We start from the raw sequence: 13,254 nt of genomic DNA, 5'->3' as shown, positions 1-13,254 counted from the left end.
GTTCAGGGGGAGGCGCTGGGGCAGCGCCGGGACGGCGCCCGGGACGGATGTCGCGTCCCGGGCGCCGCGAGGGTCAACCGGCGTTGGCGGCGAACCAGTCGTCCATGGCCTGCAGCACCTGGTCGGCGGGTGCGCCGCCGAGCAGGGCCTGGGTCTGGGTGTTGATCTCGCCGGAGTAGCCGTCCGGGAGCGTGCGCTCGCCGTAGCCGCCGCCGGTGGGCGTGTAGGCCTCGGCCGGGGTGTCGGCCACGATCTGCAGCAGCTCCTCGCCGAGCGGCGTCATGTCGTACTCGTAGCCGTCGCGGAAGTTGCCGTCGACCGCGAGCTGGTCGCTCACCGCGGTCTGGTCGGTGGTGAGGAACTCGATGAGCTTCGCCGCCGCGTCCTGGTTCTTGCTCGCCTTGAGGATCGAGTACGGGCTGGCGATGTTGGCGCCCATCGCGGGCTGCTCGTCGGCGCTCATGGCGGGGGCGCGGAAGACGCCGATGTCCGCGGAGTCGGCAGCCTTCGCCTGCGTGCCGGCGAACCAGCTGCCCATCGAGTACACCGCCGTCTTGCCCGAGAGGAAGGCCTGCTCGGCGTCCGGGTACTTGATGCCCAGGGCGTCGCCGGGGATGTAGCCCTCGGACACCCAGTCCGCGTAGGTCTCGACCGCATCGCCGTAGGTCTCGCTGAAGGTGACGTCGCCTGCCGAGATGTCCTGGAACCACGCCGGGTCGTCGGCGATGATGGTCGGCAGTCCGAGCGCCTGCAGGGTGTGGCTCGTCATCCAGTCGCCGCCGGTCTGGACGGGCGTCCACCCGGCGTCCTTGAGCTTGCCGAGGGCCTCGGTGAGCTCGTCGACCGTGGTCGGCACCTCCGTGATCCCGGCCTCCTCGAAGGCGGTCTTGTTGTAGAAGAAGAGGCTCTGCAGCTGCACGCCGATGCCGGCCATGTAGTTCTTGCCGTCGATCGAGTACTGGTCGGCGAGCGGACCGGACGACGCCCACTCGTACTGCGAGAGGTCGACGAGCTCGGGGGCGAGCTTGGTCGTCGGCGCGATGGACTGCACGACGTCGGGAGCGTCACCGGCGGCCAGCAGGCGCGGCACGGCGGCTTCGACGCCCTCCGCACCCGGGTTCTGGATGACGACGTCGATGTTCGGGTTGGCGTCCTCGAACGGCGCGACGAGGTCATTCCAGAACTCCTCGGTCAGGTTCGGGGTGACGTTCACGAGCATGCGCACGGTGACGTCGCCGCCGGCGTCACCGCCGTCGTCGCCGGCGGTGGTCGAGCAGCCGGCGATGGCGAGGGCGGACACCGCCGCGATGCCGGCGAGGGGGAGGACTCGGGCCTTGATCATCGTTGATCCTTTCCTGATGCATGAGGGAGGGCCGCTCGCGACATTACACTAATCGATAATCGTTTGTGAAGAGTGGGCAGCATCGAACCCGCTCGGACCGCATTCCGGTCTGCGGTCTCCGAGCGGGGCGCGCGGCGCGGTCAGCCGGCGGCGCGGCGGGCGCGGTACGCCGCCACGGCGTTGCGATTGGCGCAGCTCGTCGAGCAGTAGCGCTTGGAGCGGTTGCGGGAGAGGTCGAGGGCGATCGCCTGGCATGTCCCGTCCGCGCAGACGGTGAGGCGAGAGCCCTCGTCCGTGCGGATGACGTCGATCAGGGCCATCGCGGTCTCCACGAGCACCCGTTCGGCAAGCGGGCGTTCGTCGGCGAGCCCGTGCAGGTGCCAGTCCAGCTCGTCGTGGCGCACGAGCCGCGGGGTCAGGCGCACCTCGGCGAGAGCGGCGTTGACGTGTGCGGCCATCTCGTCGCGCGGAGCGAGCAGCATGGCGCGGAGGCGCGACCGCAGAGCGCGGAGGTCGTCGAGCTCCACCGTGTCGCCGTCGACCCGTCCCGTGTACGGGAACACCCGAAGGAAGGCCTTCTCGTCGTCGATGTCGACCAGGGTGTCCGGGTCCTCCGCCGAGTTCGCGAGCCAGACCGCCGCGCGCAGCGCATCCTCTGTGTCATCGGTGAAGACCATGTTGACAGCTTACTCCCGCCGGCGTAGCGTCATCCCTCATGAGCACGGTGGCTGATGACACTCCGCGCACCCGGACCGGGGTGCGCCTCGGCCTGCCGCTCGCTGTCGCCGCCGCCTTCGCGTTCGGCTCCTCCGGGGCGTGGGCGCGCGGACTCATCGATGCGGGGTGGACGCCGGGGGCCGCCGTCACTGTGCGGGTCTGGGTCGCGGCGCTCGTGCTGCTCGTCCCCACGGTCCTCGCGCTCCGCGGGCGGTGGCGTGCTCTCCGGCAGAACGCGGGGATGGTCGCCGCCTACGGCCTCCTCGCGGTCGCGGCCACCCAGCTCTGCTACTTCCAGGCCGTCGCGGTGATGGACGTCGGGATCGCGCTGCTCATCGAGTACACCGCCCCGGTCGCGGTGCTCCTCTGGCTGTGGATGCGCCGGGGTGAGCGTCCCACGCGGCGCAGCATCCTCGGTGCGGGCATCGCCTTCGTCGGGCTCGTCCTCATGCTCGACATCGTCACCGGGGCGCAGGTGGACGTGGTCGGTGTCCTCTGGGCGCTCGGGGCGATGGTGGGTGCCGCGAGCTACTTCGTGCTGTCCGCGCGGGCGGACACCGGGATCCCGCCGATCGCCCTCGCGGGCAGTGGGCTGCTGCTCGGTGCCGTGGGTCTGAGCCTCGCCGCGCTCATCGGCGTGCTGCCGTTCGCGTGGACGACGGCCGACGTCGAGTACCGGTTCGGCGCGGTGCCGTGGTTCGTGCCGGTCCTCGCGATCGGCGTGATCGCCACGGCCCTCGCGTACGTGCTCGGCATCGTCTCGACACGGATGCTCGGCTCCCGGTTGGCCTCGTTCGTCGCGCTCGCCGAGGTCGTGGCGGCCCTGCTCTTCGGCTGGCTCCTGCTCGGACAGCTCCCCGGCCCGCTGCAGGCCCTCGGGGGCGTGCTCGTGCTCGCCGGCGTGGTCGTGGTCAAACTGGGCGAGCCCCGTCCTGCCGCCTGAGCCCACTCGCGCGCACAATTTCGGAGATCGGAGCCGACACGCCGGCCTCCGGCCTCGCGGTGCGGCGTGTCCCGGGCGAGCTCCGAAGCTGTGCCCGGATGGGGGAGGGAGTGGGGGAGGCTATGTATACGAATGGACCGCTCGCGCCCGAGAAGTCGACCGAGTGGGGCTCTTTATGTATACACTGGCGGAATGGTCCTCCCTGTTGAGCGCACGTCCATGGGCGATCGTGCCTATGCGGCGCTCCTCGACGGCATCCAGTCCGGGGAGCTGCCGGCCGGATACGTGCTCGGCGAGGTGGAGCAGGCCGAGCGCCTCGGTGTGAGCCGGACGCCGCTGCGCGAGGCTCTGCGTCGCCTGGCCGCCGACGGTCTGGTCGTGCAGCAGTCGCCCCGCGTCACCGTCGTCGCCGACCTCGACGCCGACGACATCCGGTCCCTGTTCGAGATCCGCCGCGCGCTGGAGGAGACCTCCGCCCGGCTCGCCGCCGTCCGGGGTGACGCCGACCGGTTCGCCGCGCTCGCCGCGGAGTTCGCGCACGTGGACCTCACCAGGGCGGAGGGCCGCGATGCCTACTACGCCCTGATCGCGCGATTCGATGCGGCCCTCGACGATGCCGTCGCCAACGACTACATCGCTGCGGCGCTGCGCACGGTCCGCACCCACCTCGTCCGCGTGCGGCGCATGGCGCGGGACAAGCCCGCCCGGCTCGCCGCCTCCGCCGCCGAGCACCGCACGATCGCCGAGGCGCTCGCCGCCCGCGACGGCGACCTCGCCGCCCATGCCACGCACGTGCACCTGCACAACGCGCTCACCGGCATCCTCGACTCCCTCCCCGACAGCGAAGGACACTCATGACCGTCACCCACCACGTCCGCGTGCACGCCAGCTCCGAGAACCTCGTCCGCGAGGATCAGCTCGCCTGGAAGATCGCCGAGGTCGCGGTCGACCAGGTCGAGGTCGAGCAGCCCGTCGTCGACATGATCATCAACCGCATCATCGACAACGCCGCCGTCGCCGCCGCCTCTCTCACCCGCGCGCCGATCGTCGCCGCCCGCGCGCAGGCGTTCAGCCACCCCGTCTCGACGGGCGGGGCCGGCGCCAACCTGTTCGGAACGCCGCTCGATCGCCGCACCAGCCCGGAGTGGGCGGCCTGGGCGAACGGCGTGGCCGTGCGCGAGCTCGACTACCACGACACGTTCCTCGCCGCCGAGTACTCGCACCCGGGCGACAACATCCCGCCGATCCTCGCGGTCGCGCAGCACACCGGCAAGGACGGGCGCGCGCTCGTGCGCGGCATCGCCACCGGCTACGAGATCCAGATGGACCTCGTGCGCGCGATCTGCCTGCACAAGCACAAGATCGATCACGTGGCGCACCTCGGCCCGTCCGCCGCCGCCGGCATCGGAACGCTGCTCGGCCTCGACGTCGAGACGATCTACCAGGCGGTCGGCCAGGCGCTGCACACCACGACCGCCACGCGTCAGAGCCGCAAGGGCGAGATCTCCACCTGGAAGGCGCACGCCCCGGCCTTCGCCGGGAAGATGGCCGTCGAGGCGGTCGACCGGGCGATGCGCGGACAGACGAGCCCCGCGCCGATCTACGAAGGCGAGGACGGCGTGATCGCCTGGATGCTCGACGGGAAGGACGCGGCCTACGAAGTGCCGCTGCCCGCCGCCGGCGAGGCCAAGCGCGCGATCCTCGACTCGTACACGAAGGAGCACTCCGCGGAGTACCAGGCGCAGGCGTGGATCGACCTCGCCCGCAAGCTCGGCACCGCGAACCCGGCCCTCCGCGACCCCGCGAACATCGCGTCGATCGTGCTGCACACCAGCCACCACACGCACTACGTGATCGGCTCGGGCGCGAACGACCCGCAGAAGTACGACCCGACGGCCTCCCGCGAGACGCTCGACCACTCCATCCCGTACATCTTCGCGGTGGCGCTGCAGGACGGCGGCTGGCACCACGTCGACTCCTACACGCCGGAGCGCGCAGGCCGCGCCGACACCGTCGCGCTGTGGCACAAGATCACCACGGCCGAGGACGCGGAGTGGACCCGCCGCTACCACTCGGAGGACCCGGACGAGAAGGCCTTCGGCGGTCGCGTCGAGATCCGCCTCACCGACGGCTCGACCGTGGTCGACGAGATCGCCGTCGCCGACGCCCACCCCCTCGGCGCGCGCCCGTTCGCGCGGGAGAACTACATCGCCAAGTTCCGCCTGCTCGCGGAGCCCGTGCTCGAGCCCGCCGAGATCGAGCGGTTCCTCGAGCTCGTGCAGCGCCTGCCCGAGCTCACTGCCGCCGAGGTCGCCGAGCTCTCGATCGTCGCGAAGCCGGGTCTGCTCGACGACGCCGATGCCCCGGCGGGTCTGTTCTGATGCTGTACTCCACCACGACGCCCGCCGAGAAGCGGCGCCTGTTCCGGGAGCGGCTCGCCTCGGGGGAGCTGCTGCGGTTCCCCGGCGCGTTCAACCCGCTGAGCGCCCGGCTCATCGAGGAGAAGGGGTTCGAGGGCGTCTACATCTCGGGCGCCGTGCTCTCCGCGGACCTCGGGCTGCCGGACATCGGCCTCACAACGCTCACCGAGGTCGCCGGGCGCGCGAAGCAGATCGCCCGCATGACCGAGCTGCCCGCGATCGTCGACGCCGACACCGGCTTCGGTGAGCCGATGAACGTCGCCCGCACGATCCAGGAGCTCGAAGACGCGGGCCTCGCCGGCACCCACATCGAGGACCAGATCAACCCGAAGCGCTGCGGACACCTCGACGGCAAGGCCGTGGTGGACGAGGACACCGCGATCAAGCGGATCCGCGCGGCCGCCGACGCCCGCCGCGACGAGAACTTCCTGATCATGGCGCGTACCGACATCCGTGCGATCGAGGGGCTGGACGCGGCGATCGACCGGGCCAAGGCGCTCGTCGACGCGGGGGCGGACGCGATCTTCCCCGAGGCGATGCGCACGATCGGCGAGTTCGAGGCCATGGCCGCGGCGCTGGACGTGCCGATCCTCGCGAACATGACCGAGTTCGGCAAGAGCGAGCTGTTCTCCGTCGACGCTCTCCGTGATGCGGGGGTGCGCATGGTCATCTGGCCGGTGTCGCTGCTGCGGATCGCGATGGGGGCGGCGGGCCGTGCGCTCGATACGCTGAACGACGAGGGGCACCTGACCTCGAAGCTCGGGGAGATGCAGCACCGCGCCGACCTCTACGAGCTGATCGACTACGAGTCGTACAACCACTTCGACTCGGGCGTCTTCAACTTCACACTCGACAACACCGGTCGCTGAGCGCAGCGAAGCGGACACACGACGCGGTTGCTGAGCGAGGAGCGCAGCGACGAGTCGAAGTACACGAAGGAGTGACCATGACCGAGCCGGACATCAAGAAGGGCCTCGCGGGGGTCGTCGTCGACACGACGGCGATCTCGAAGGTCAACCCCGAGACGAACAGCCTGCTCTACCGCGGCTATCCCGTGCAGGAGCTCGCGGACACGCAGTCCTTCGAGGCCGTGGCGTACCTGCTGTGGAACGGCGAGCTGCCGACGGACGACGAGCTCGCCGCGTTCCGGCTGGAGGAGCGGAAGCACCGCGCCCTGGCCGACAACGTGAAGGCCGCCATCGACCTCGTGCCGCTCGAGGCGCACCCGATGGACGAGGTGCGCACCGCCGTGAGCCTGATCGGAGCATCCGACCCCGAGGCCGGCGGTTCCGTGCTCGACGCCGGTGGCAGCCCGGAGCAGAACCTGGCGCGCAGCATCCGCCTGTTCGCCGCGCTGCCGGCCATCGTCGCCTACGGCCAGCGTCGCCGTCGCGGCCAGGAGCTTATCGCTCCGCGCGACGACCTCGACTACTCGGCGAACTTCCTCTGGATGACCTTCGGGGAGGAGGCCGACGATGTCGTGGTCGACGCGTTCAACCGGTCGATGATCCTCTACGCCGAGCACTCCTTCAACGCCTCGACCTTCACCGCCCGGGTCATCACCTCGACCCTCAGCGACATCTACTCGGCGGTCGTCGGCGCCATCGGCGCGCTCAAGGGCCCGCTGCACGGCGGGGCGAACGAGGCGGTGCTGCACATCTTCAAGGAGATCGGCTCGGCGGACGCCGTCGAGGCCTGGCTCGACAAGGCCCTCGCGGAGAAGCGCAAGATCATGGGCTTCGGGCACCGCGTCTACAAGAACGGCGACTCCCGCGTGCCGACGATGAAGGCCGCGCTGGACACCCTCGTCGCGCACTACGGCCGGGAGGACGTCGCCGCGCTGTACGACGCCCTGGAGTCGCAGTTCGTCGAGCGCAAGGGGATCCACCCGAACCTCGACTACCCGTCCGGTCCCGCATACAGCCTCATCGGCTTCGACACCCTCACCTTCACGCCGCTGTTCGTCGCGGCGCGGGTGACGGGGTGGACGGCCCACGTCATCGAGCAGGCCGGCGCGAACGCCCTGATCCGCCCGCTGTCGCACTACGACGGCCCGGACGAGCGGCATGTCGCCGGCTGACGGCGTTCAGAGCGTGCGGAGCCAGCGGCGCAGCCGGCTCCAGGGGGCGCCGTAGAGCTCCTCCTCCGAGCGGTCGCGGACGAGCTCCACGATCCGGCGTTCGGCGTCATCGAGGCGGGCGCGGAGGTCGTCCCAGGACTCGTGCTCGTGCTCGCGGTAGAAGCGGAGCGCGAGCGACCCGAGGTCGTTCCACGCCGCACCGGGCGCCGGGAACTCGTCGGGGAGGCCGGCGGCGCGGCGCTCGTTCCAGATGAGGACCTGCTCGTTCCAGCCGATGAGGTAGGCCACGAGATCGGCGGGACTGATCGAGGTGCCGGCCGCGTGCCCCGGGAGCACCTTCTCCCGGACGTGGGTCGCAGGTACCCGGTCGAGGTCGTCGGACAGCCGGGCATAGGACGTCTCGATGGCGGCAAGGAGCTGATCCTTCGTCGCAGGGACGCCGGACATCGCCCCACCCCCGTTCGAATCGCCTGATTGGCTCCATTCTCGCCCGGGATGGAGCCATTCGCGCGATTCGAAGCGGTAGCGTGCCGGCCGCCCCGGGGTCAAGCGGATGCGGCGGATTTCCGGGAGGAGTAAACCGGATCCGGGACGAAAGCGTGTCCCGCGAGAAGGAGGCCCCCATGTCCGCGTCCGACGTCACCGTCAAGGAGGTCCGGTCGCTCGTCCCCGCGCGCATGGACCGGCTCCCCTGGTCGCGCTTCCACTGGATGATCGTCGTCGGACTCGGGTTCTCCTGGATCCTCGACGGCCTCGAGGTGCAGATCGTCGCGGCCAACGGCTACGCGCAGACGCTGGGGATGGGCCCGGCCGAGGTCGGTCTCGCCGGCACCTGCTACCTGCTCGGACAGGTTTTCGGCGCCCTCGTGTTCGGCCGTCTCGCCGACCGCCTCGGCCGCAAGAACCTCTTCCTGCTCTCGCTCGGGGTGTACCTCGTCGGGTCGGCCGTCGCCGGGCTCGCGTTCGCCCCCTGGTTCTTCTACATCTGGCGCTTCGTCGCCGGGGCGGGCATCGGCGGTGAGTACGCGGCCATCAACTCGGCCATCGACGAGATCATCCCCGCGAAGTACCGCGGCCGGGTCGACATCGCCATCAACGGCACCTACTGGGGCGGTGCGGCCCTCGGCGCGGTCGCCAACATGTTCTTCCTCAACACCGACATCCTGCCCGCCGACATCGGCTGGCGGCTGAGCTTCTTCCTCGGCCCGATCCTCGGCCTCCTCATCATCTGGCTGCGGCGGCACATCCCGGAGAGCCCGCGCTGGCAGATGACGCACGGCCGCGAGGAGGAGGCGGAACGCAACGTCGACGAGATCGAGGAGCGCATCCGCAAGGAGGGCAAGACGATCGAGCCCGTCGACGAGAGCAAGGCCATCACGGTCAAGGAATACGGCAGCGTCCCGTTCCTCGTGATCGCGAAGGTGCTGTTCAAGAAGTACCCGCGGCGCACGCTCGTCGGCATCACGATGATGGTCACGCAGTCCTTCCTCTACAACGCGATCTTCTTCACGTACGCGCTCGTGCTGGAGAACTTCTACGACACCCCGCCGGCATCCGCGTCGCAGTACTTCATCGTGTTCGCGGTGGGCAACCTCGCCGGCGCCCTCATCCTCGGCCACTTCTTCGACACGTGGGGTCGTCGGCGGATGCTGTTCGGCACCTACGTGCTCGCGGGACTGATCCTGCTCGTCAGCGCCTTCCTCTTCAACGCGGGGGTGCTGAACGCGGGCACGCACACGGCGTTCTGGTGTGCATCGTTCTTCTTCGCCTCGGCCGGCGCGTCCGCCGCGTATCTGACGGTGAGCGAGATCTTCCCGCTCGAACTGCGCAGCCAGGTGATCTCGTACGTCTTCTCGATCGGGCAGCTCGTCGGCGCCGTCGCTCCGGTGCTCTACGGCGCCCTGATCGGTGCGAGCGCGGAGTCCGGCGACCGCGGTCCGCTGTTCTGGGGCTACGTGCTCGGTGCGGCCATCATGATGTTCGGCGGCGTCGTGTGCGGTGTCTTCGGCGTCAGCGCCGCCGGGAAGTCGCTGGAGGACATCGCCGATCCGCTCTCGCTCGTCGAACCGGCGAAGAAGGGTGTCACCCCGGGCGCGGAGTCCGGCTCCTGAGAAGGCGGTTCCGCTAGCGGGCGAGCCAGTTCCGCAGGGAGCGCGTGACGAACGGCAGCACCCAGTACGTCATGATCGGCGTGAGCACGAGGGTGGTGATGAGCACGCGGAGCCACAGCGGCACGGCGTCCCATCCCGGCACCGGGCTCATGGCGTAGGTGAACGCGAGGTTCACGGGGAAGAAGCCGAGCCAGATCGAGACGGCCTGCTTCCACCGCGGCGGCGCGGGGGCGACGGTCACGGTGCTGGTCGTGCCATCCGGGTCGACGACGGGGATGGATCCCGTGGACGGCTCGTCGAACCACCCCTCGATGCCGGAGCGGCGCTTGGACCGCTCGCTGCGGACGAAGCCCTGGCCCATCGACAGCCACCACGCGCGTTCCGCGGATTGCTCCCACGCGGTGAGCGCGTCCTCGCTCGCGAAGCGGTAGAGCATGTGCCAGACCTGGGAGTCCTCGCCGGCGCGGACCCAGCCGGAGCCGAGGAATCCCGGGTACTTCGTCGCGAGGTTCACCCCGGTCTGCACCCACGCGGTGGCCTCGGCGATGCGCTCCGGGTCGACCTCGCGGCGGATGGAGACGGTGACGGGTTCGGAGACGGGCGCGGATGCGGACATGGTGCGGTCCTCGGGGGTGAGCGGCGTCGGGGTGCGGACGCGGGGTGGCGGCGCCAGGGTCGCGGCGCCTGGTCGATTCTAGTTCCCGTTCGAGTCGCGCGATTGGCTGTAAATCCGGCCCGGATGCCGCCATTCGCGCGATTCGAACGCGGGGTCACCGCCCCAGGGCAGACGCCACACGGCGGATCAGTTCCCCCGGTCTGTGGAGGAGGGGTGCGGTGACCTCGATCACCGTCCACCCGGCAGCCCGCAGCGCCGCGACCCGCTCGATATCCCGTGCCCACTGCGCGCCGTGCACCATGCCGTGGTACTCCGCCGCGACGCGTTCGGCCTCCCAGACCATGTCGACGCAGGCCAGGAAGCGACCTCGGTCGTCGAACACGTCCACGTTGAGTTGAGGCTCCGGGATCCCGGCCGCGACCAGGAGGCACCGCAGCCGGCTCTCCCGCGGCGACCACGAGTCCTCCCGCACGAGCTCGACCGCCTCCCGCAACCGTGCCGCCCCGCGCCTCCGCCCAGCCGCCAGCATCTCCCGCAGCTCATCGATCGTCGCCCAGGGCTGCCGCGTGACATCCGGCCGCCCGACACCCGGTCTCCAGCGCCGGCAGAAGTAGTCGCCGAGGGCCACGAGGTCCACCAGCGGCAGCGTGCCGAGGGAGACCCAAGTCGCGGCGGGGGAGCTCACCCGGAGGCCGTCCCGATAGCGGATCGAGGTGAGGCTGGACAGCGTGCGGTGCCCGGTCACGCCGCGGGTGCGGGGGAACGGGATCCCGCCGGACGCACTGACGTGGAGGGCGAGGTCGTCCGCCGTCGCGATGCCCCCGTGATCGTCGAAGGCGAGCGGCAGGGGGCCTCCCCAGATCGACACGGCCGTCTCGTGACTGAAGAAGTGTCCGGTGTGCAGGATCGGGGCATAGGACTGCGCTCGTGCGACCCGCGCGTGCCGCTGCCGCTCGTACGGGTCTGCGATGTCGAGCCCGGGAGCCGGGCGGGGGTACACGCGGACCCCGTGGAACGGAGCCTGGAGGTCGGATCCGCGCAGCCGTCCGCGACTCAGGCCGTGCAGTCGCGCCGTCCGGACCGCGAAGTCCGCCTCGAAGCGGGCCGGAAGCTGCTGTCGTCGTCCCATGCCCCCACGCTCCCACCCCGGCGGTCGGGGCGGGGTCGGTTTCCACAGCCCCGGTTCGAATCGCGCACTGTGCTCCATCCCCGGCCGAAATGGAGCAAAGCAAGCGATTCGAAGGAAGAGAAGACCCCCGCCGACCCGATTCGGCGGGGGTCTCGGGAGCGAGAGTGCTCACCGTGTGCACGGGAGACGCGACTACCCGATCCGGTCTGAGTCTGTGCCGTGCATCTGCAGTTGTAATCGGCCCGGATGTCCGGCGGGTGAACGGCCGGAGAACGGCCGGCGGCGGCATCCGAACGCACGGCGACGAGAGATGCAAGGACGTCCTCGTATTTTCTCGGTCGTCGGAGTAAACTCGCCGATGTGCCAAAGACGGCACGGAGGGATGTCGCACAATGACCCGTACTATCCCGCACTTCGTGGGCGGAACGCATGTCACCCCGGAAGACGGCCGCTTCGCCGACGTCTTCGACCCGAGCACCGGAGCCGTGCAGGCCCGGGTGCCGCTCGCGTCCGCGGAGGAGGTGCGCCGCGTCATCGGGAACGCGGAGCAGGCACAGGCCGCGTGGGCGGCGACCAACCCGCAGAAGCGCGCCCGCGTCCTCCTGCGGTTCCTCGACCTCGTGCAGCAGGAGATGACCTCGCTCGCCGAACTCCTGGCGAGCGAGCACGGCAAGACCGTCGACGACGCCAAGGGCGACATCCAGCGCGGGCTCGAGGTCATCGAGTTCTCCGCCGGAGCCCCGCACCTGCTCAAGGGCGAGTACACCACCGGTGCCGGGGCGGGCATCGACGTGTACTCGATGCGGCAGCCGCTCGGGGTCGTCGCGGCGATCACGCCCTTCAACTTCCCCGCCATGATCCCCCTGTGGAAGGCCGGGCCCGCGCTCGCCGCCGGCAACGCCGTGGTGCTCAAGCCCAGCGAGCGCGACCCCTCGGTGCCGGTGCGCCTCGCCGAGCTCTTCCTCGAAGCGGGGTTGCCGGCCGGCGTCCTCAACGTGGTGCACGGCGACAAGGAGGCGGTGGACACGCTGCTCACCGACGACCGGATCCGCGCGGTCGGTTTCGTCGGCTCCACGCCCATCGCCGAGTACATCTACGCCACCGCGGCCGCCCACGGCAAGCGCGCGCAGTGCTTCGGCGGCGCGAAGAACCACATGATCGTGATGCCGGACGCCGACCTCGACCAGGCCGTCGACGCGCTCATCGGCGCCGGCTACGGCTCCGCAGGGGAGCGGTGCATGGCCATCTCGGTCGCCGTGCCGGTCGGCGAGGAGACCGCGGACGCCCTCGCCGCCAAGCTCGCCGAACGCGTCGCTCAGCTGCGGGTCGGCCCTTCCCTCGCGGCGGACGTCGACTACGGACCCCTGGTCACGCGGGCAGCCGTCGAGCGGGTGGAGGGCTACATCCAGCAGGGGATCGACGAGGGCGCGACGCTACTCGCCGACGGCCGCGGCTTCACGGTCGACGGGCACGAGAAGGGCTTCTACCTCGGACCGACCCTGTTCGATCACGTGACGACCGACATGGCGATCTACCGCGAGGAGATCTTCGGCCCGGTGCTCGTGATCGCCCGCGCCGCCGACTACGAAGAGGCGCTGCGCATGGCCTCCGAGCACGAGTACGGCAACGGCGTCGCCATCTTCACGCGCGACGGTGACGCCGCCCGCGACTTCGCCGCACGCGTGGAGGTCGGGATGGTGGGCGTGAACGTGCCCATCCCGGTGCCGATCGCCTACTACACGTTCGGCGGCTGGAAGCGCAGCGGTTTCGGCGACCTCAACCAGCACGGCGCCGACGCCTTCCGCTTCTACACGAAGACCAAGACGGTGACGAGCCGCTGGCCGTCGGGGATACGCGAGGGCGCCAGCTTCGTCATCCCCACGATGCACTAAGGAC

General features: G+C 70.3%; 12 protein-coding genes. 7 read left to right on the top strand and 5 right to left on the bottom strand.

Going from position 1 to position 13,254, the window contains the following annotated elements:
* Positions 1–73: 73 nt before the first annotated feature.
* The gene (locus BV453_RS03805) at positions 74–1,342 is read right to left on the bottom strand and encodes an ABC transporter substrate-binding protein (protein WP_249520920.1); all 1,269 of its coding nucleotides are present in this window, start codon (positions 1,340–1,342) and stop codon (positions 74–76) included.
* Positions 1,343–1,482: 140 nt separating this feature from the next.
* Complete coding sequence (locus BV453_RS03800) at positions 1,483–2,019, bottom strand: CGNR zinc finger domain-containing protein (RefSeq protein ID WP_105950498.1); 537 nt, start codon at positions 2,017–2,019, stop codon at positions 1,483–1,485.
* A gap of 38 nt (positions 2,020–2,057) precedes the next feature.
* Between BV453_RS03800 and BV453_RS03795 the strand changes: the two genes are divergently transcribed.
* The 5 genes from BV453_RS03795 (at position 2,058) to BV453_RS03775 (ending at position 7,502) form a co-directional block, all read left to right on the top strand.
* Positions 2,058–3,002 (top strand): DMT family transporter, encoded by a 945-nt coding sequence (locus tag BV453_RS03795; protein WP_164498177.1) that lies wholly within the window; start codon positions 2,058–2,060, stop codon positions 3,000–3,002.
* 192 nt (positions 3,003–3,194) lie between these two features.
* Positions 3,195–3,860, top strand: coding sequence for a GntR family transcriptional regulator (locus BV453_RS03790; RefSeq protein ID WP_025105405.1), 666 nt, complete (start codon positions 3,195–3,197; stop codon positions 3,858–3,860).
* A complete protein-coding gene (locus BV453_RS03785; RefSeq protein WP_249520919.1) occupies positions 3,857–5,383 on the top strand; it encodes an MmgE/PrpD family protein in 1,527 nt (508 codons plus the stop codon). The genes BV453_RS03790 and BV453_RS03785 overlap by 4 nt, the downstream gene beginning before the upstream one ends.
* Positions 5,383–6,291: a methylisocitrate lyase gene (gene prpB / locus BV453_RS03780; RefSeq protein ID WP_085605501.1), complete on the top strand. Its 909-nt coding sequence runs from the start codon at positions 5,383–5,385 to the stop codon at positions 6,289–6,291. The genes BV453_RS03785 and prpB overlap by 1 nt, the downstream gene beginning before the upstream one ends.
* Before the next feature lie 77 nt (positions 6,292–6,368).
* Positions 6,369–7,502 (top strand): bifunctional 2-methylcitrate synthase/citrate synthase, encoded by a 1,134-nt coding sequence (locus BV453_RS03775; RefSeq protein WP_249520918.1) that lies wholly within the window; start codon positions 6,369–6,371, stop codon positions 7,500–7,502.
* A gap of 6 nt (positions 7,503–7,508) precedes the next feature.
* Here the strand turns inward: BV453_RS03775 and BV453_RS03770 are convergent, their stop codons facing one another.
* Entirely contained in the window at positions 7,509–7,949 is a 441-nt protein-coding gene (locus BV453_RS03770; protein ID WP_249520917.1) for a ClbS/DfsB family four-helix bundle protein, read from the bottom strand.
* A gap of 176 nt (positions 7,950–8,125) precedes the next feature.
* Here BV453_RS03770 and BV453_RS03765 point away from each other — a divergent pair, with 176 nt between their 5' ends.
* Positions 8,126–9,613: an MFS transporter gene (locus BV453_RS03765; RefSeq protein WP_249520916.1), complete on the top strand. Its 1,488-nt coding sequence runs from the start codon at positions 8,126–8,128 to the stop codon at positions 9,611–9,613.
* A gap of 13 nt (positions 9,614–9,626) precedes the next feature.
* Here BV453_RS03765 and BV453_RS03760 read toward each other — a convergent pair whose 3' ends face one another.
* Positions 9,627–10,229 carry an antibiotic biosynthesis monooxygenase gene (locus BV453_RS03760; protein WP_102209391.1) on the bottom strand — a complete coding sequence of 201 codons (603 nt, stop codon included), beginning with the start codon at positions 10,227–10,229 and terminating at the stop codon, positions 9,627–9,629.
* Between the two features lie 154 nt (positions 10,230–10,383).
* Positions 10,384–11,358 (bottom strand): hypothetical protein, encoded by a 975-nt coding sequence (locus tag BV453_RS03755; protein ID WP_249520915.1) that lies wholly within the window; start codon positions 11,356–11,358, stop codon positions 10,384–10,386.
* Between the two features lie 392 nt (positions 11,359–11,750).
* Here BV453_RS03755 and BV453_RS03750 point away from each other — a divergent pair, with 392 nt between their 5' ends.
* A complete protein-coding gene (locus BV453_RS03750; RefSeq protein ID WP_249520914.1) occupies positions 11,751–13,250 on the top strand; it encodes a CoA-acylating methylmalonate-semialdehyde dehydrogenase in 1,500 nt (499 codons plus the stop codon).
* Positions 13,251–13,254 lie beyond the last annotated feature (4 nt).

The organism is Microbacterium sp. ER1 (genome assembly GCF_023383675.1).
Lineage (GTDB): Bacteria > Actinomycetota > Actinomycetes > Actinomycetales > Microbacteriaceae > Microbacterium.
The sequence above is the reverse complement of the archived record's forward strand: the minus strand, read 5'-3'. Positions and strand labels throughout refer to the sequence as shown.